The organism is Micavibrio aeruginosavorus EPB, assembly GCF_000348745.1.
Taxonomy (GTDB): Bacteria; Pseudomonadota; Alphaproteobacteria; order Micavibrionales; family Micavibrionaceae; genus Micavibrio; species Micavibrio aeruginosavorus_A.
The window spans coordinates 829482-849144 of sequence record NC_020812.1; the positions used below are offsets into that span (position 1 = coordinate 829482).

General features: G+C 51.8%; 12 protein-coding genes. 6 read left to right on the forward strand and 6 right to left on the reverse strand.

Features of this window, described 5'->3' with window-relative positions; translation table 11 throughout:
- Positions 1–87: 87 nt before the first annotated feature.
- Both A11S_RS03845 and A11S_RS03850 read left to right on the forward strand, forming a co-directional pair.
- On the forward strand, positions 88–1821 hold the full coding sequence (locus A11S_RS03845) for an SbmA/BacA-like family transporter (RefSeq protein WP_015467182.1): 1734 nt from the start codon (positions 88–90) through the stop codon (positions 1819–1821).
- A complete protein-coding gene (locus tag A11S_RS03850; RefSeq protein ID WP_015467183.1) occupies positions 1822–3231 on the forward strand; it encodes an ATP-binding cassette domain-containing protein in 1410 nt (469 codons plus the stop codon).
- On the opposite strand, the gene A11S_RS03855 is transcribed toward A11S_RS03850, so the two are convergent.
- Positions 3209–3640 (reverse strand): PaaI family thioesterase, encoded by a 432-nt coding sequence (locus tag A11S_RS03855; protein ID WP_015467184.1) that lies wholly within the window; start codon positions 3638–3640, stop codon positions 3209–3211. The two genes, A11S_RS03850 and A11S_RS03855, sit on opposite strands and share 23 nt — an antisense overlap.
- A gap of 66 nt (positions 3641–3706) precedes the next feature.
- Between A11S_RS03855 and A11S_RS03860 the strand changes: the two genes are divergently transcribed.
- From A11S_RS03860 to A11S_RS03875, 4 genes are all read left to right on the forward strand, one after another.
- Complete coding sequence (locus A11S_RS03860) at positions 3707–4522, forward strand: SAM-dependent methyltransferase (protein WP_015467185.1); 816 nt, start codon at positions 3707–3709, stop codon at positions 4520–4522.
- A 31-nt stretch (positions 4523–4553) separates the two neighbouring features.
- Positions 4554–6416, forward strand: a complete 1863-nt coding sequence (locus A11S_RS03865) for an ABC-F family ATP-binding cassette domain-containing protein (RefSeq protein ID WP_015467186.1) — start codon at positions 4554–4556, stop codon at positions 6414–6416.
- Between the two features lie 294 nt (positions 6417–6710).
- Positions 6711–7109, forward strand: coding sequence for an HU family DNA-binding protein (locus A11S_RS03870; RefSeq protein ID WP_235068154.1), 399 nt, complete (start codon positions 6711–6713; stop codon positions 7107–7109).
- Positions 7110–7328: 219 nt separating this feature from the next.
- Complete coding sequence (locus A11S_RS03875) at positions 7329–11378, forward strand: response regulator (protein ID WP_235068168.1); 4050 nt, start codon at positions 7329–7331, stop codon at positions 11376–11378.
- A 55-nt stretch (positions 11379–11433) separates the two neighbouring features.
- Here the strand turns inward: A11S_RS03875 and A11S_RS03880 are convergent, their stop codons facing one another.
- The 5 genes from A11S_RS03880 to A11S_RS03900 form a co-directional block, all read right to left on the reverse strand.
- Positions 11434–13575: a hypothetical protein gene (locus A11S_RS03880; protein ID WP_081604751.1), complete on the reverse strand. Its 2142-nt coding sequence runs from the start codon at positions 13573–13575 to the stop codon at positions 11434–11436.
- A 112-nt stretch (positions 13576–13687) separates the two neighbouring features.
- Positions 13688–14665, reverse strand: a complete 978-nt coding sequence (locus tag A11S_RS03885; RefSeq protein ID WP_041802416.1) for a type II secretion system protein — start codon at positions 14663–14665, stop codon at positions 13688–13690.
- An 11-nt stretch (positions 14666–14676) separates the two neighbouring features.
- Positions 14677–15717 carry a prepilin-type N-terminal cleavage/methylation domain-containing protein gene (locus A11S_RS03890; protein ID WP_015467190.1) on the reverse strand — a complete coding sequence of 347 codons (1041 nt, stop codon included), beginning with the start codon at positions 15715–15717 and terminating at the stop codon, positions 14677–14679.
- Positions 15714–17000: a type II secretion system protein gene (locus A11S_RS03895; protein WP_158497188.1), complete on the reverse strand. Its 1287-nt coding sequence runs from the start codon at positions 16998–17000 to the stop codon at positions 15714–15716. Before A11S_RS03895 ends, A11S_RS03890 begins: the two co-directional genes overlap by 4 nt.
- Positions 17001–17355: 355 nt before the next feature.
- Positions 17356–19509, reverse strand: a complete 2154-nt coding sequence (locus A11S_RS03900; protein WP_200860108.1) for a hypothetical protein — start codon at positions 19507–19509, stop codon at positions 17356–17358.
- Positions 19510–19663 lie beyond the last annotated feature (154 nt).

Genomic DNA, 19663 nt, shown 5'->3' on the forward strand with positions numbered 1-19663 from the left:
GGAAGGGTTTTTTATTGACAGAAAAAGGCCAGCGCTTTCTTATACCTCCCTTAATCATAAAAAGAATTGAACAGGGAATTTATAGGTATGTCTGGCCGCCTTCGCCGTCTGCGCGATTTATTCAAACTTGAATCCGCCAACACCGGATGGGATTGCCCCGTCATTACACCGGAAATCTCGGCCCAGAAGCGCAAAGAGCTTCTGGAAGCCACAATGCTGGAAACACCGCGCAGTGCCACGCGGACCATCATGGGTGTTTTGTCACCCTATTGGTTGAAAGCCGGCAAGATTGAGCGTGGTATCGCAACCGGTTTGCTGGCCACGTCCTTGTTCATGACATGGTATTCCGTGCAAATGACGGTGGAATTCGGTGAATGGAGCGGCGGTCTGACCAACACGGTTCAGCATTTGGCGCAGTCGGTCAAAACCGCGCGGCCTGAATTGATTGCAAAATCGGTTGACCAATATCCGGCCCTGAAATCCGCCATGGATCAACACCCCATTCTGAATGAGGCTATTCACGTTTATCCTGATCTGACAGCCTTTCTGAATAACAAGAAATTTGCGGACGTTATTCAAAAGGATGCCGCCCTGCAGGATGTTTTGAACAAGAATTCTTCGCTGGAGGAATTGGTCACAGCGCTTCCCGGTGTTGAAAAGGCCATCGCGGCAAGCCCGGAATTGATGGGGCAGGTGAGTGCGATGAAAGCGCATTTAACCCAGGATCTGATGAAATTGCCGGAAACGCAGGAGCATTTGGGCACACTCAAAAGCTTGAGCGGAAGCGGGTTTTTCGATGCGTGGGGAAAGGTTGCAAAAACCACTTACAACGGAACCACGCATGTCCTGAAAAACGGTTGGAGCGATAGTGACGCGCAGCTGCAGGAGATGAAGGGCTCGCTGCGCGATGCGTGGTACAACAAGGATCTGGCGACCATTGCCCTGAAATTCACGGCTATGGCCATCATTTCGTACAAGGCCGCGCAATATTTCGCCCTGCGCTGGCGCCTGTGGTCCACGGGGTATTACACCAATCGCTGGACGACATCGTCGGCTTATATGCGGATGCGGAACCTGTTTAATAACATTGATAACCCGGCCCAGCGGATTGAACAGGATCCGGCGAAATTCACAGCCGGGGCGGTATCGTTGATGACGGGCGTGACCAGTGCGGGCATCACGCTGGGCGCGTTTTCCAGCCAGTTGTGGGCGATGGGGCCGCTCTTCGGTGTTGCGGGTGGGTTTTTCTGGTTGGGTGCGGCCTATGCCGCGGCCTTAACGGCTCTGACGATGAAAGCCGGTTACAAATTGCCATCTATTCAGCGGGCGCAACAACGCCGCGATGCGGATTTGCGGGCCGTTCTGGATAAAATCCATACCAATGCCGATGTGATCGCCCAAAATAAAACCGAGTCCGTTGAGCGTGAGCTTGTCAATCGCCGCCTGACGCCGGTGATGAAGAACTCGGTCCGCGAAATCGGGACACAGGTTAAATTGATTTTGGTCGATGCTACGGCAGGGAACCTGTCTATTCCCATTCCATGGATTGTTGGGGCGTTTGGCGTGGCGGCGGGCACGGCGTCCATGGGGACCGTATCCATGATTAACTACGCCTTTAACCGCGTAACGTCGGCGATGAGCTTTGTGGTGAACCGTTTTGAACAATTGTCCCAGATGAAAGCGACGGCAGATCGTATCTATATGTTTGATCGCGCCGTAGAGGCCGCGCATTACATTGATGCGGAGAAGAAAGCCGCGGCCAAGCGCGTGATTATTCCGAAAGAGATGCCCACCATGAAAATTTCTGGACCGGAGGCATAAATGGCCAAGGCGTTTGATGAATTTTACAAAAGCACCGGGAAAATTGCGCACAATGATGTTCCCTTCATCGTCGTGACCGAAAGTCAGGATGATTGCCCTGATATTCGGGTTTATGATCTGACCGTCCGCACGCCGGGGGATAATCCGCGTATTTTGTTACAGGACGTTAACTTGCATTTCAAACCGGGCGACCGTGTGATTTTCACTGGCGCATCGGGCAGCGGTAAAACCACCGCGGTTAAGGCGTTGATGAACAGTTGGGATTACGGGCAGGGGCTGGTGGTGATGCCGCGTAATGTGAAAACGATGTTGTTTTCCCAATCGGCTTATGCGCCCAATGCGAATTTACGCACCATTTTGAATATGGCGACGGCGGGGCAGGCGAAATTCACTGACCGTGAATTGCGCTATGCGTTGCAAAGCGTTGGTTTGAACAAGCTTGTTGAACAAATTCCAGGGCAGCAGGTTGAAATTTTGATTGATGAGATGGTGGATCATCTCAAAAGTACATCTTGTTTGAAAAAGGATGTTGCGCAGTCGGCTATTGATTTCGCCCAGCGTCGCGTTCCGGAATTATTTTCATCGGTGCAATCCGTTCCGGATGAACAACGAATCTATCTGCGTCAATGTCTGCGCGCTTTTGTTTCGGCACATGAATTTGACGATGTTTTTAATCGCGTTGTTGACGCCATGGATGATGCGTTGATGGCGCCTTTGGCAAAGCGTCTTGCCTTGTTTGCGTCGGATATTGCAAATCGGAAAAGCGGAAAAATTTATGCCTATACGCCTGCGAAGGTTAGATATTTTGCATGGTCTTTGCGTCGTTCCCTGAATAAAGCGATTAAAACGTATATGAAGAACGACGATACAGACGATGCGTTCCGCGAAATTCGTTTGAATGATCGCCAAGCGCGTAATGTTGTTGATACGATCGTTAATCATACCCGTGACGAAATGATGAAAAAGGCGTCAGCCGGCCCCCTTCATCAAGTTTTTAATACGGCAAGCTGGCCGTTGAGCCTGGCCACCGTGCGCCTGAAAGCGCGCAGCGCAGTGAACGAGATCGTGCAGGCCGTAACGTTTTTCATGGAAAAACAGGTGATGACAGGGGATACCATGTCATTGTCCGGTGGCGAGCGGCAGAAACTGATGATCGCCATTGCGACCCTGCACCAACCGGATATTCTGTTCCTGGATGAAATTACGGCGGCGCTGGACAAGGAGACGGGTGCGGCCCTGTATAAAGATATGCTGGATCATCTGCCAAAGCATACGATTGTTCTCAGCATTGCGCATAATACGCACATTATGCCGTATCACAATCTGCACGCGCATCTGGAAAATCAGGGCGTTACCGTTCGGCGTATTGTGCCGCAAGCGCCGGGCGCTACGCCGACTCCTTCGGTGTAACGGCGCAGGTTAATTCGCTTTTCGCCACCAGTTTGTTGCTGTCGGATCGAATGTCGATATCCCACACGTGTTTGGTGCGGCCCAAATGGACGGGGCGGCATGTGGCGGTGACGAAACCATCCTTCACCGGGCGCAAATGGTTGCACGTGATGGCGGAGCCAACGGCATAATTTTTGTCTGCATCTATGCACATCAATGACGCAATGCTTCCCGCCGTTTCGGCCAGCACGCATGACGCCCCACCGTGAAGTATTCCGTGGATCTGGTGTGTGCGGTGGTCGACCGGCATCCGCAATTTGATAAAATCCGGCCCAATCTCATGAATCTCAATGCCCAGACGATCAAGAATATTATCGTGTGTATTGAAATTACGAATATCTTCAATGGAATAGGGTTTAAACCAGATCATTGCTGTACGTCTCCTCGGTTGTGTGTAGAATCGTACAGGGTATGCGTAAAGTCAACGGGGACATGAATGACATCCGAATCTGCGATTAAAGCGTATTATGAACGGGCTGATCTTTTAGAGTTGATTGATGCAGGTTTGAAAGAGGTGGGTGTTGACCCGTTGCGTCCCGGCCCCGATGATTTGTCCCCGTTTGACGAATTTCATATTGGTGGAAAACGCGCCACGGCCGATTTTATCAATCGGCTGGGATTTCACGCGGGCATGACCGTATTGGACATTGGCAGTGGTCTGGGTGGTCCGGCGCGGTATGTTGCACACGACACCGGGGCCAACGTGATTGGCATCGATTTGTCGCCCGAATATTGTGCCGTTGCCACCGAATTATCCCGCCGCATGGGCATGGGGTCGCGCACACAATTCCGCGTTGGCAATGCCGAAGCGCTGGATTTTGCCGACGCCAGTTTTAACGGCGCCTATACCATCCATACTGGCATGAATATTCTGGATAAAATGGAGTTGTATAAGGCTGTTCACGACCTTCTGAAGCCGGGTGCCGTTTTTGGTATCTATGATGTCATGGCCGGACCAACGGGCAAGGCCCCAGCATTTCCATTGCCATGGGCCGCCACGGTGGAGACAAGCCATTTGGTCACGCCGCCGGATATGGAGATGATGCTAACCTTCTGCGGATTTGAAATTGTGACCAAGGCGGATCAGTCGGCGCAGGCCCTGTCCGCGTTTGAAGCCGCGTCCAAAATCGGTGATCGGCCCGGTCTGGCCCGTGTGATGGGGCCTGAATTCACGCAATCTCTACAAAATCTGGCCGTATCCGTGAAAAACGGGGCCCTTGCCCCGTGGATTTTTGTCGCCCGCCGTGTATAAAGACCCCTGTGAATAACAGGGTACGGATATTGTGGTTGCACGACTTCTTCTAAGCGTTCAGGACGCCTGCGTCAGCTTTGGTGACAAAAAGCTGTTTGATGGCCTGTCTTTTAATATCACCGAAGGCGATAAAATCTGCCTGGTCGGGAAGAATGGCGCGGGCAAAACCACGTTGATGAATATTATCACCGGGACACGTGATCTGGACGATGGAACGCGGTGGCAGTTGCAGGGGATGACCATTGGTTATCTGCAACAGGACATTACCCCAACCAAGGGGCAGAGCGTTTACGATTTCGTCTTCTCCCAATTTTCGACCGAAGAACAAATTGCCGCCAATGCCTATAAGGTCGATATGGTCCTGTATCCGCTGGGTCTGGACCCACAGGCGAAGATGGACAAATTATCCGGCGGGCAATTGCGCCGGGCGGCCATGGCTCGCGCCCTGGTCGAGGAACCGGATATCCTGCTTCTGGATGAGCCCACCAACCACCTGGATCTGGATGTCATTGAATGGCTGGAGGGTATGGTGCGGGCGTATCATGGGGCCGTGGTGTGCATCAGCCACGACAAGGCCTTTCTGAACGCCATTTCCGATAAAGTGTTCTGGCTTGATCGGGGCGCATTAAAGGTTTGCCCTTATGGCTTTAGCCGGTTTGACGAATGGTCAACCATGGTTTTAGAGCAAGAGGCCCGCACCCTGCATAACCGTGAAAAAGCGTTGTTGCAGGAATTGGAATGGGCCAGCCGTGGCGTCAAAGCGCGCCGCAAACGGAACCAGCGCCGCCTGGATTTGGTGAAGGCAGAACGCGACAAGTTTTTTAAAGACAAAGGTGAATTTTTGCGGATGATGGCGAAAATTGAAATTTCGCCCATCGAAACCGAAGTGTCATCAAAAATTGTGGCTGAGTTCTTCAAGGTCAAAAAGGGATTTAACGAAGATGGGCGTGAAATCCCCATTCTCGACCAATTCTCTTTGCGCATTATGCGTGGGGACCGGATTGGTATTTTGGGGCGAAACGGATCGGGCAAAACAACCTTCCTGCGCCTGTTGACGGGTGAATTGGAACCCGACGCCGGCAAGGTGAAAATGTCGCGCGAAATTGAATTTTCGTACTTTGATCAAACGCGCCGTGATTTGGTCCCGGAATGGTCATTGTGGAAGACGTTGGCGCCCGAGGGTGGTGATCATATCAATGTGCGAGGCAATCCGCGTCATGTATGCGGTTACCTTAAAGATTTCATGTTTGATCCAACCATGGCGTTGCAACCCGTATCAACATTGTCGGGTGGGCAGAAGAACCGCCTGATGCTGGCGCGCGTTCTGGCCGATCCGAAAAGCTTTTTGATTTTGGACGAGCCAACCAACGATCTGGATATGGATACGTTGGACATGCTGGAAGAAATGCTGTCGGAATATCAGGGAACCCTGATTATCGTCAGTCACGACCGCGATTTTCTGGATCAAACGGTGACCAAAATTTTGGCGTTTGAAGGGGATGGAAAGATCGAGGGGTATATCGGCGGGTATTCCGACTATTTGGCGGCGCGCGCCGAGCGCAAAGCCCGCATGGGCGATGCCGCGGATACGGCCAAAAAGGCAGGAAAGAAAGAGGGCGGTTCGACGCAGAGTGTCGAAAGCGAACCTGCGCCAGCCAAAACCCGTATGTCTTATAAGCTGCAATATGAGCTCGATAATCTCCCGAAAAAGATTGCCGCGCTGGAAGCCGAAATTGATGAATTGCAGGATGCGCTGGCGGATCCCGATTTATACCAACGCGACCCCGGGGCCTTTGAAAATATGTCGCGCCGTTTGCCCTTGGCGCAGGCGGATCTGGACCATGCGGAAACGCGCTGGCTGGAGCTGGAGGCAATGAAAGCCGAATCGGACTGATTCTCCCGAATCGCGCGAAAGCCTGATTCTATGGGGGTTGAGGCACTTTGGGGTGTCGGTGACCTGCCCGCAGCCCTTAAAAACAAGGGGTTTTTGCCTGTTTTTTGGGGAAAAATGTGCAAAACAGCGTAAAGACAGGGGTTTCGTGCATTTTTTCTATCGACAAAAACCAGCAATCTGGCATTTATCAATGAAAGGTTTTCTGGTGTGATTCTGTTTTACGGGGCCGTAAGCGGCCACGAGGCAGAATGTGCCAGAGGCATATTTCAACAACGATGGAAGAGAGTCCGACAAATGGCTGCTAAAACCGCTGCTAAAACTGCCGCTAAAGCTCCTGCGAAAGCTGCTAAAGCCCCTGCAAAGGCACCTGCTGCTGCCGCTGCGAAATCCGCTACGGCAAAAACAACTGCTCCGACCGTGACGCTGAAACAAATCGGCGCCGAACTGGCCGAAAAGCACGAAATGACCAAGAAGCAAGTAAACTTGCTGATGGACGATCTGGTAGCCCTGCTGGTGAAAAACCTGAAAAAAGGCAACCGCGTTCGTATGGCTGGTCTGGGCATTCTGCAAGTTCGCAAACGCGCAGCTCGCATGGGTCGTAACCCGGCCACCGGCGAAACCATCAAAATCCCGGCGAAAAAGAAAATTGCTTTCCGCGCTGCTAAAGAACTGAAAGAAGCCGTAGGCAAATAAGTTTTGAACTGGCTTTAAAGCCGGTTTAAATCGCAAAGCCCGTTCCGGACCTGTTCGGAACGGGCTTTTGTATGCGTGGATAACGCGCTGAAAATAAACATTTTTATTTGTTTCCTTGCGCATTTAAGGCTTTTATGGCCTACAGGCTTATACTTTTTATAGAAGCATAACGTTTCATATTTTTTTGGTGTTTCGGTGCAAGGTCTTTTGAACACAGACATGCTGACAATTGGGCGGATCTGCCTTTTGGCGCTGACCTATTATGTGGTGGGGCGCCTGGGGCTGTTGCTGGCCGTTCCGCCGGGTTATGCGACGGTGTTCTGGCCCGCATCGGGCATTGCGCTGGCGGTGGTGTATCGCTATGGGTTCGCCATGGCGCCCGGTGTTTTTCTTGGTGCGGCCATTCTCAATCTTTCCATCTGGATTCCACAAACGCCGGATGAACAATTTTCGCGATTGCTGACTAATTCACTGTCGATCGGTTTCGGATCGATGCTGCAGGCCATGGTGGGGGCGTTCATTCTCTACCGCGCGATTGGCGAACGCAGCCGTCTGGAACAGCTCAGCCACATTGTAAAATTCGTCGCTTATGCGGGTGTTCTTGTTTGTTTTGTATCGTCGACATGGTGTGTCGGTACGTTTTATCTGACCGGAACCGTCGCATTACAAAACGCTCCGTTCGTTTGGTGGACATGGTATGCCGGCGACTTGCTGGGCATGATTGTTTTTGCCCCTATCGTCACCTTAATGCTGGCCCCAAATACGGAAGTCCGCCGCAAGGTTTTCGTGGGCGTGCCCATGCTGTTGTTGTTTACAATGGTCATGATGTTTTTCGTCGGCGTACGCAACTGGGATGATAAGCGCACTCAGGCCGAATTTCACCATGATGCCCAGTTGATCAAAACGGATCTGGAAACCCAGATCCATGATTACATGCAGGAGCTGCAGGCTCTACAAAGTTTCTTTAATGCATCCGATGCCGTTGATCGGCGAGAATTTGAAGTTTTCACCTATAATGCCTTTAAGCGCAATCCTGGTATATTGGCGATGGATTGGATGCCACGGGTTTTGGACTCCGAACGCGCGGAATTTGAATCTTTACGCCAGAAGGAATATCCGGGCTTCCATATCAAGGCTCCTGTCGGTCCCGATTTGTGGGAGCGATCACCGCGACGCGATGAATATTATCCGATTGAATTTATCGAGCCAGACTCCTTTAACCGCTATATCGGCTATGATTTAAGTGCGAATGAGGGACGGTACGCGGCCTTTATCCGCGCAAGGGACAGTGGCGAGGCTGTCATTACGTCCCGCATCAAGTTGTTGCCAGATGAAGAATCTGACCAATATGGGTTCCTTCTGGTTCTTCCTGTGTATGAACGGGGGGCGGTGGTCACGAACGTCGTGCAGCGCCGTGATGCTTTAATGGGGTTTGTTGCTGGCGGATACCGGTTTTCCGACACCATGGCCCCTGTTTTTAACCCTTGGGAAAAGCAGGGTGTCGAAGTTCATTTGGTCACCCGTGAGTCGGATATTGAGGAAAGCCTCTATATTTCCTACGACCCGCGCGATTATGGCCCGACGGGCAGTGACCGCGTGGCCTATGAAACCGAAATTCCATTGGATGTTTTCGGAAAACGCTGGGTGTTAAAGGTCTATAAATCGCAAAACTATGTCATGGCCCATGTGAACTGGGCGATCTGGATTGCGCTGGCTGTTGGGATCTTCTTTTCGGCCCTGTGTGGCGTTTTTCTGCTGTTTATTACGGGTTACGCTTCGGGGATTGAGAAAATTGTGACCCGACGCACCGAAGAATTGCGCATGCAGCGGCAGTTCCTGGAGCTGGCCATGGCCGCGACACAGGACGGCGTGTGGGACTGGGATGAAACCCAACGGACCTTGTGGCTGTCCCCCCGCTGGAAAGCGATGCTGGGCTATCGCGACGATGAAATTGAAAACTCCATGAAGGGGGCAGAAAGCGTTATTCATCCAGAAGATTTGTATGAATGGCGTAAACGTATGGCCGACTACATCACGGGTCGGACATCTGAATTTGTAGGAATTTTCCGCTTCTTCCACAAAAGCGGCCATATTCAATACGTGCTGAGCAGGGCCATCGCTGAACGGGATACAACAGGGCATGTGATCCGTATTGTGGGTGCCCACACCGATGTGACGGAAATTGAACAGGCCAACCGTAACTTGAAAAAAGCGCGGGACGAAGCCGACAGCGCCAACCGGGCGAAGAGCGATTTCCTGGCGAATATGAGCCACGAAATTCGTACGCCGATGAATGGTATTATCGGTATGACGCACCTGTTGCTGGAAACAAAACTGGATTCGCGCCAGCGCCATTATGCACAGACCGTGGGGCAATCGGCGGAATCTCTGCTGCAGATTATCAACGATATTCTCGATTTTTCGAAAATTGAGGCTGGCAAGATGGAATTGGAAAACATTCCATTCGATTTCCAGCTCCTGTGCGAAGATGTAGCGGAAATGATGTTTGTCCGGACACAGGAGAAGGGGATCGAATTCCTTCTGTCCTGGGATCCGGATTGTCCGCAATTTATGTTTGGCGATCCGGTGCGTATTCGCCAGATTTTGTTCAATCTGTGTGGCAATGCCATTAAATTTACAGACGAAGGCTATGTGCTTGTAAAGGTCAAGCATCTGGGCACGCGTGATGGTCATACAGATTTGCGGATTTCTGTGGTCGATACCGGTATTGGTATTGCGAAGGAAAAACAGGCCTTGGTTTTCAACAAGTTTGATCAGGCCGATGGATCAACAACGCGCCGTTATGGTGGTACGGGGCTGGGCCTGACGATCAGCAAGCAATTGGCCGAATTGATGGGCGGGCATATTTCCCTGACCAGCGAACCTGGTGTGGGATCGACGTTTTCCATCCACTTGACCCTGTCGGTGGCACCGCGCCCGAAATCCTATGTCCGTGCACCGGAATTGGATGATTTTGACGGGACGGGCATTCGTGCGCTGATCATTGATGACAATATTATGTCGTGTGAAATCTTCGACACTTATTTGTCCTCCATCGGCATGAATGTTGAAACGGAAAGCAATCCCTATAACGTTCTCAGCAAAATGGAACGGGCGGTGGACGAGGGGCGTCCTTATGGCGTTCTGATTGTTGATTATGCGATGCCGGGCATGGATGGCATTTCACTGTGCTCACTGATTGCGCAGAACAAAAAAATTCAGGGCGCAATCGCGATTATGGCGACATCGCAGCCAGGCCGTACGGATGTCGAACGTATGCAGCGGGCTGGGATTAAGGGATATTTGAGCAAGCCTGTTCGTCCGTCGGAGCTTATTTCCGTGATTGCCACATTGTGGAAGGCGCAAAAGACGGGCGAAGACATGGGGCTGGTGACACGTTTCACGCTCGATGAACAATGGGCTGGGCGCATTCGCGGCCCGGATGACTTGTACTTCAAGGACACCCGTGTACTGGTGGTTGAAGATAACCAAGTCAACCAAGAGGTGATGGTGGCAATGCTGGATCACTATGGTATTCGCTCTGCTGTCGTCGATAATGGTCGTGATGCTGTTCGCATTATGCGCGAACAGAATTTCGATCTGGTCTTTATGGATTGCCAGATGCCGATTATGGACGGTTACGAAGCCACGCGTACCGTGCGCAAGGAAAAGGGTGGGCAGGACATTAAGATCATCGCCATGACGGCAAATGCCATGAAGGGCGACCGGGAAAAATGTATTGCGGCCGGTATGGATGATTACTTGTCCAAGCCGGTGGTTGAAAAAGATCTTGAGGCGATACTGGCAACCTGGATTGCGGAGGAGAAGCGAACGCAACGCGATAAAAATGGTGATGCGAACGAGGATGCCGGAGTTGTTGGTGCGGCTGGAAATATTGATAGCAATATTCTCGATATGGATGCGATTCGTAAATTGCAATTCATCAGCCGGGAAAAATTCCCGCAAATCGTGACCATGTTCCTGAACAATGCCGATCGCATTATTGGGGAAATTAAAACGGAAGTTGCCGCCGCCATGGATCATGCCGGGGGTGGGAATGGCCATTTTGATACCATCGCCCATCTGGCCCATTCCCTGAAATCCAGCGTAGGGCAGTTGGGGGCCATGGGGCTGTATGACCAGGTCGTAGAAATTGAAACACTGGCCAAAGCCCGTAAACGCGAAGATATTCGCGACCGCATGCCACAGCTTCATCAAACCTTCGCAGACGTGCGGCAGGAACTGGAAAAACTTTTGGCACAAAGCTGATTCCTAAATAAAAAAGCCCGGCACACGCCGGGCTTTTTCGTAATGGTTTTATTTTTTAAAGCGTGTCTTCGCGAACAAATTTCAACGCTTGGTTCTGACATTGGAAGACGCTACGTTTTCCACCGCCGTTATAGTAGGTGTAGTGGCCTTGCGGGACAATCGTTTGTCCGGATTTGCATGATCCACCCAAGCTGCCATCGCCACAGGAAATGCCATTGATCGGACCGCAACCCAGCAAGTTGGCAGGGTCTGAGCAATAGGAGTTTGTCAAACCCGCTTTCAGCGCTGTTTTGAAGTTGCTCGAATCCGCGGCCAGATTGACAACCACCCCTTTCAAGCCGTAGCTGCGAATAAAGTTCGCATAGAAGGCGCTTGTAGAGGGCAGGCCCGCATAGCTGAAGTCTGTTGCCAGAACAATCAGGTTTGCGTTTGCGGCCTTCAATTGCGATGCCAGCGTCGCCGGAGCAACGTGATGGTGTGAAATCGCATCCGTTGCCAAAACGATGTTCAGCGGTCTGTCGGTTTGGCCTTTGAATTCGGCGATCGTCCGGGAAATTGCGTAATATTGCGATTCCTCCCAGTCACCACCATTCCATGCGGTCCATGAAGCAATCTCATTCAAAATTGCGGCCTTGGACGTGGATACATCACGCAGGTTCAGCTCGTTTCGGTAAGGCCAATCGCCTGGCGTACAGAACGTGCAAGACTGGAAGTCGGTAAAGCTGGTCAAACCTACTTTCCATCCCTTGAAGTCGGCATCGTTTAAAACGGCGCTCATGTTGTTTTTCAAGTTTGGCAAGTCATCCCAGTACGAACCGGACAAATCCTGTACCAGAACCATGGCTCCCTCGCTCGACATGGCATTACATGTTTCCATGCTTGCTTTGGCACTGGCCATACAGTTGGGTGACTTCCCACCTTCACCTGTGGCCTGACATGTCCATGCCCATGAACCACCACCGCTCGGAACTTTTGATGGCGTGCCAAAGGCGCAGAGGGAGGCGTGGCTGATTTCGCTGGCGCTGGTATAAGTGCGACCATTGGCCGTACCGCAAACGCCATCAATGACCTGCGTGGCATAGCATTGTGCCGCTGGTTCAATGTCCTTCGGATCGCCCTCACATTCCCAGTGATAGGTTTTCAAACCAGACGCGGAATTGATTTTTTCTACAATTTTCGTAGGCCCGCCGACGACGCACTGGCCATAGGGGACGGCCAGAATGGCGGCTGCATCGGCATAATAGCCCTTATGCGCCGCACCACAATGGCCGGGGGCAGGGAACATTTTCTCTGGCTTTTCGCCTGCGCACAGGGAAACGGTTGTAGGGTAACACGCGCTTTCAACTGCTGTCAGAACAGCAGGCTTGTTCATAATGAATGCGTCCCAATCCGCAAAAGATCCCGGAGGGCCTGCAGGCATCATCAGATCTTCACCGGCGCCGGAATCGCGTTGAATCCATTTCAGGCGGTTGGGCTCGCCAACAGCACCGCGGTCAATATATTCGAGATAGGACGATGCGCCGGTTTGAATGCGGAACATATCGTCGTTTTTGCTGGGGTCCGAATGGGCCCCTATGATTTTCGGCGTTGCAGAATCGTCAAAGACGCAATGCTGTTTGACCGAATATTGATTGCCATTTTCATCCTGTGGGCTTTTCAGGCTGGTAATCCGTCCGCCAACGCATTTTGACTCTGCTGTGGCGCTAACGTGGGTTGCGCCGACGGGCATTGCAGGGACGTAGTATGATATTTCATAGATATCTTGCCCCAGACGCGTGCCAATTTTTTTGTATTTGGGGTCATATCCTTCCTTGCGAAGATCGGCCAGCATATTATTCAAATCGCTGGCGTGGACTTCGGGGTACGTATAGTCAAACGCATCATAGCAGTTTCCGGACAGCGATCCATTTACAACGGTCCATTGTCCTGCGCTACATTCAACAGTCGCGCTGGCTTCGGCCTTGCTTTCCTCGCTTGGGGGAAGGGTGATTTTGATCGTTGTTCCCAAACGGGAATACACGTCAACCGTGGATTTTTTCGTCCCGTCTGTGGGCCTGAATTTATAGTTTTCCTGCTTTTCGGTGTAGGTTTTCACCGGGGATACATCCTGCGCATATGCGACGGATATTGCGCCAGAGAAGACCAATGCGCACCCGGTAACCAGAAGAAGAAAGGAATATGATTGTGCTCTACCCATCACTCAACGTCCCCCACTGACGTTACATCCAAAAAACAAAGATTCTTTTTATACTTAGGGACCATTCTAATCCCTAAATGTTTATCATTTTGTTAATAATGCGGGTGTGTGCCTATTCGTAGAAGAAGACGGAAGCCCTGATTTTCTGGCCTTCCATCTCGGTTCCGGCTTCGACGCGGTCTTCGCTCTTGATCTCTCCCCCGGCTGTGGCGGAGGTTTTACCGGCAAAAACCTGTCCCGAGGCTTTGACCTGGACCGTATCGTCCAGAGAATCCACGGCGACGGTCCCATTGACGTGTAATTTGGCTTTAGGCTGGGCCTCGCCGATGCCGACATTGGCATTGTTTTTGTTGGCAATTTCCAGGCCTGAGGCCGTCGGGGCGGCGACCCAGACGCTGGTTTCGCGTGGATACAGGCTGTAAACCAGACGATCGTCGAAGTGGTTTGCGCTGTTCACATCGTTCATGGTGGCATAGTCAAGATCGGTAAAAACAGCGTCACCGTCACAATTCTCAATATCGGCCGCCCCACCGGTGCAGGCGGTTCCAATGGCGGCTGACAGAAGGCTGCGCGCCCCTTTCCCATCGGGGCCGTGGTTAACCAGTACAAACGGAACGGTCCGCTCCTCACCATTTTTATTGACGATCCGCACGGCGGTGGCATCGGTAAAACCATCCGTTTGCGTCAACGAAGCGGTCACGGCATAGGTCATTTTACGGTCAAAAAAATCAGCCGCCAGGTGGTATGGCAGGTTCAACGCATGCACCGGCACCATTCCCTGCACCACGCCGCTGCCTGCGGGGCATCCCGTCGTCATTTCTTTGCCAAAATCATTGTTGTCTGGCGTTAGAGTTGGATCAGCGGGGCAGGGAAGGCGGTTGTTCTGTTCGGCATAGAATGCGAGCGCAGAGGTGATCCGTTCCCGGGTTTGAAATTCCTCCCGCACGGCCTTGTCATTCTTGTAACTTGTGTAAACATGCAAAATCCCGCTCAGCAAAAAGCCAAGGATCATCATCGAGATTGCCATTTCAATCAGGGTGAAGCCGGATTGTGACGCTCGTGTATCGCAGAGGCGGTCTGTACGAATCATGTTATGCCTCCCTAGTTGCATGCCGAAATATCAATATTATAACAAAAACGCCCCGCGCGGATAACTTCTCCGGCCTCGGCGGCGTCTTTGGTGATGATATTGCGTTCAGCTTCGACACGATCACCGCGGATTGTGGCATTGGTTTGGGCTTCAATTGTGCCGCGCGTGATAATATCGCCAGATGCGCTGGCACCGCCAGCATCAACATTCAGGTTACCGCCACGAACACTCAATTTTGCATCGGGATTGTCGACGCCGATGCCGATATTGCCCGTGTTTCGGCTGACAATGTTTACACCGGAATCATCCGGTGTAATAACCCACAGGGTTGTTTCCTTTTGGACCAAGCTGTAAATCACGGAATCGTCGAAATGGTTTGCGTTATTCACATTGTTGAGCGGCGCGTAAGGAAGATCACGGAACGCAACATCGCCATCGCAGTTTTCTGAATCTGCTGCGGCTGACCCACAGGCAACCGTTACCGTCGTCCCATCGACGCGATAGGCACCTTTCATGTCCGGACCGTGACTGATCACAATGAAGGGGGCGGTTTTATCGGTATCGACGATGGTGTTCGATGCGTCTCTGCCTCTACCGCGGATCTGGATTTCGTTGGCGCCGGTGTTGAATGTGGCCGTGTTTGTTTTTGTGCCAGTTACGGCATAAAGCAGTTTGTTTTGATATCCATCGCCAACCATTTCGAATGGTAAGTTCAAATCAAAAACTGGTAAGGCGCCTTGGGCAACCAGTGTTGTGTTACAGGTCGCGGCGGCCTTTCCAAAATTGGCATCCTGTGGGCGCAGATCGAGGCGCGCGGGGCAGGGGTAACGACCATTTTTCTGCAAATACACGGCCATGGCGGATGTTATTTTTTCCTGGGTGACGCGCTCTTCAACATTGGAGCGTTCGGTTCTGTAGATATCGTAGAGCTGGATGAAGGCGCTGGCCAACAGCCCGATAATCGCCACACCAATCGCCAGCTCGATCAATGAAAATCCAGCTTGCGAAACGTGTGATTTGTGTGTGTGTGGCGTCCACTTTTTCATCATCATTGGCAGTCCGCAGTCAGGGCAGGTTTATAGCAGAATTTGGGGGCAATCGCCTGGCCGCCGCCCAAACCGTCTTCGACAACAATATTTTCCTGCGCGATTACAGTTGTATCGGCTTTGACCTGTGATTGTTCAAGGCTGGCTGCTGTTGTTCCTACAGCTCTTAAATCGCCATCAATCTCAACGTTGCCGCCATAAACGCTCAGGCGGGCCTTGTCGTCAATTCCGGCTGTTCCAGGGATGCCAATGCTCAGCGACTGAGATGTTTCGGTGTCCAGAACAACGTTACGGTTGTCAACACTGGCTCCTTGGGCCCAACGCCATACGTCTTTTTCACGCAAATAACCGTTGAGTGAGAATTCAACGCGGTCATCAAAATGGTTGTTGTTGTTCATATCACCCATACCGGCAAACGGCATGGCGCGGAATACGGCGTCATTGTCACAATTTTCATTGTCGAGCGCCGATGTTGTTCCGCAGTTAAATGCGCGCACGCCGCTTTCATCAACCCATGCGCCTTTGGTGTCCGGCCCGTGACTCAAAACCACAAAGGGGACAAGGTCGGCGGTGGCCTGTTGTCCGTTGCGGTTGATAATTCGTATATTGCCGGACACGGGGTCCTGACTCAGCTTTGTTGCATCACGGGTCACGGCATAAGTGAGTTTCGTTCCATAGATATCACGACCTAAACTGTCGACCACGCATTTGCGGCTGGTTTCTGTTACGTTTAATGTGTTGCGATCCGCTTCTGTATCCTGGTCGAAATCACCATAATCGGCGTAGTTCGCATCGTTATCGAAGAAAATTTGTTGAACGCTGTTCAGCTTGTTTTGAAACACTTGTTTCAAGTTGTCTGGTAAGTCAGCATCATCTGTTTCCGTGCATCCCATCGCGCGGTTCAACGCGCGCACCGGTACGGAGCCAATAATCACCGTTCCGCTGCCAATGCCAGGTGCGGCCGCTCCGCCTGCTGGGGCCATGCAATTTCCACCTGCATCAAAGTTTGGTTCTCCATAATTGGGGTCGCCGGGACGCAAGGTTGGCGATGCCGGGCAGGGGTAGAAACCATAGATACGATAGTATTCGGCCATGCCCAGAAGGACGGAATCAAAAATCCCGTTCATGCGCGCACTTTTAATCTCGCCGTCCTGGTTGAGGATGTTAAACACGGCCCCCATGATCAGGCTGGTGATCATGACGACAATAACCATTTCAAGCAGGGTAAACCCCCCCTGTGCAGAGGGAGTGAGCGATGGGTTTTTCACTGTGCTCAGCCGAGTGTGCATACGCAGTATCCAGTCCTTACACCAATACTCATAAAGATGTACTTTTCTGATCTCGTTTCAATGCGGAATTATGTGTGAAATCAAGAGGAAAGCACGTGTGATTGGCCGCAGTGACCGAGATTCAACGCAATTTTATCAATCAATGTTTAATGGGGTGTTAAATAACGGGCTTTATTGAAAGACAATAAAGCCCGTTATTGTGTAACTTATTTATATTCGCATATTGCATATTCTCTATCGATGCTTGTTTCGCCACCGCCACAGGAGAACATCTTGGACGTATAACGCAAGTCACCCTGTGTCCCCGTGCCACCCATATTGGCATATTCATATTGGTTGTAACACTTGCCACCCACTATATAGCGGATGCCACTGACATAGCTGCCACACCCTTTTTCGGGCGTCCGCCGCCGCCGCGGCAGTAGTCGGCACGGTCAATGATTTTGTTGTTGCTGTCATAGGTACACACCAATTGCTTTTTGCGTGCGCCGCAGACCTGTTCAACATCATCGGTGCCAATGCAGCCCCAATGATAAGCAGCATCGGAATCTGCAATATTGCGATAGGATCCAGATGTACAACCATTCCCGGAATTAGCAGGTTGAGCGGAGTAGGATCCCTCAAAGACAGCGCAGACGCCCGGCGTGGTGACGACAACCTTCTTCTTCACGCTACAGGTACGGTCAATCTTGTCGGTTCCTGTGCAAGCCCAGCGGAAGGCTGTTTCCGTATCGCCAAGGTCTTTATACGAACCAACAGCGCAGCCGGATGCCGCATTGCTGGCCGGTTGGGTTGAAAATTCGCCTGTATAACCTTTGCACTCACCGGAGTTCAAGACAATTTTCTTGGTCGCGGCGCAGGTGCGTGCAATCCCATCCGTTCCCGTACAGGCCCAGCGATAGGACGTATCCGTATCGCTCAGGTCGCTATAGCTCCCGGCACCACAGGCGTTGGCGGTATTGGTGGCCGGTTGGCTGGTATATTCCCCGTCATAGCTGGCGCATGAACCCGGCATCGAACAGGTGACCTTCACACTGGTCCCATGGCCCCAGGCGTGCATGTCCGAACTGCTATACCGGCGGCTGGACGGCGGAAACTGTCCGTGGAATTCGCCCGGCCACGTGCTGGTCTGCCATCCATTTTGGGCCTGCGGCGACGACGCCCAGATACGGTTGTTGATCACCGCCGGACCTTTTTGATTTAGGATAATGCTGCCCTGAAAATTGGGTTTGGAGTAAATAGTCACGGTTGTGTCGCGTCCGATGGCAATGCCATCAAATGTAAAGGCGTCGGCATTCGCAAAAGGCTGAGAGCGGGCATACTCACCCGGGCCAACCATATTGGACGCAAAATCCGTTACCCCAATCTGGCTGAACCAGAACGGAACCGGGTCCTTGCCAATCAGCATACCAGAGACGTGGAAGAAACAGTAATTGGACGGCGGTGCCGTTTCACCGACCGGTGGTGGTTCCGGGCGGACAATGTCTTCGGATTGTTTGGTCGCAGAGCAGGAATCTGTTTTTTCACTGCTTGGAATCCCTTTACAGCTCCAGACAAATTTATTGCCCGATTGTGTAATCGCGGTTGGAATACCGACATAGCAGCGTGCGCTGGCGTGGATGCTGGCAATATCTTTGTACGTTCCACCATTCGCCGATCCGCACAGCCCGTTGACGGGTGGTTCCGGCGAAGGTGGCGGTGAGCCCGCGCACAGGGAGAACTGTGCCGGGAAGCAGGCGCTCTCCGTGCTGACAACGCCTGTTGGTGGTTTGCGCACGAAATCTTTATAATCGGCCAGCGAAGATTCTGGGCCGCTGGGGATCATGACGGTGCCGTTGGGATTATACCCGGACTCGCGTTCGACCCATTTCAATTTACTGTTATCTCCCATTGGAATTTTGCCGTACTCCATGAACGCCCCGTTGGACGTATATCCATTGGCGGATAACATCTTGAACATATCATCGCCGGTATTGGCGCTGATTTGCGATGGTGTCTGTTCGTCAAAGGCGCAAAGCTGCTTTTCCTTTGGCGAGAGCATGTTGGCGCTTGTGCATTTACTGTAGTCATCGGCGGCAACATCGGCGGCCGTGGCTTTCTTCATCACCTGATAACACAGATTTGTAACCTCGCCATTGGTGTTGGCCTTGATGGTTTGGCTGGTGATGGTTTTTCCGGCCAGATGGGTGGCCTTAATCGAGGCAACATCGCGCGTTGGCACGTCATAGCAGAAATTGAAATTATAACAGACACCAGTAACATCTTTGTCAACGGACGACCATTTGCCGCCGATCGGTGCGCCACAATAAACTTTTGCTGTCGCACTGCCGCCTTGTTCCCCTGTGAACGTGATCGTTACAGATGATTTGTCGCGGGAATATTCATCCAGCTTGTAGGGGGATGCTTTTGGCGGGTGGTCTTTGGGGGTTTCTGCCGCGTAAACGGGTATTGCCATGACACAGAGGACAACGCAGGAAAAGAACGCAGAAACAAAGATACGCTTACTCATATAGAAACCCCTTCTAATCCATGTTTTCGCGCATGGGTAGTGCAGTGTCCTAAAATTGTAATGTGCAATGCGTTAATTTTAAATAAATTGTTCTTTATTTTCCGTAGGTTGCAACACAAAAGCCCTATCCATAGGGATAGGGCTTTTGTGTTGG

What these genes read in the sequence shown, in the direction of transcription:
- A11S_RS03845 (WP_015467182.1), top strand. Translation starts at nt 88, where the DNA reads ATGTCTGGCCGCCTTCGCCGTCTGCGCGATTTATTCAAACTTGAATCC.
- A11S_RS03850 (WP_015467183.1), top strand. Translation starts at nt 1,822, where the DNA reads ATGGCCAAGGCGTTTGATGAATTTTACAAAAGCACCGGGAAAATTGCG.
- A11S_RS03855 (WP_015467184.1), bottom strand. Translation starts at nt 3,640, where the DNA reads ATGATCTGGTTTAAACCCTATTCCATTGAAGATATTCGTAATTTCAAT.
- A11S_RS03860 (WP_015467185.1), top strand. Translation starts at nt 3,707, where the DNA reads ATGACATCCGAATCTGCGATTAAAGCGTATTATGAACGGGCTGATCTT.
- A11S_RS03870 (WP_235068154.1), top strand. Translation starts at nt 6,711, where the DNA reads ATGGCTGCTAAAACCGCTGCTAAAACTGCCGCTAAAGCTCCTGCGAAA.
- A11S_RS03875 (WP_235068168.1), top strand. Translation starts at nt 7,329, where the DNA reads ATGCTGACAATTGGGCGGATCTGCCTTTTGGCGCTGACCTATTATGTG.
- A11S_RS03880 (WP_081604751.1), bottom strand. Translation starts at nt 13,575, where the DNA reads ATGGGTAGAGCACAATCATATTCCTTTCTTCTTCTGGTTACCGGGTGC.
- A11S_RS03885 (WP_041802416.1), bottom strand. Translation starts at nt 14,665, where the DNA reads ATGATTCGTACAGACCGCCTCTGCGATACACGAGCGTCACAATCCGGC.
- A11S_RS03890 (WP_015467190.1), bottom strand. Translation starts at nt 15,717, where the DNA reads ATGATGATGAAAAAGTGGACGCCACACACACACAAATCACACGTTTCG.
- A11S_RS03895 (WP_158497188.1), bottom strand. Translation starts at nt 17,000, where the DNA reads ATGCACACTCGGCTGAGCACAGTGAAAAACCCATCGCTCACTCCCTCT.
- A11S_RS03900 (WP_200860108.1), bottom strand. Translation starts at nt 19,509, where the DNA reads ATGAGTAAGCGTATCTTTGTTTCTGCGTTCTTTTCCTGCGTTGTCCTC.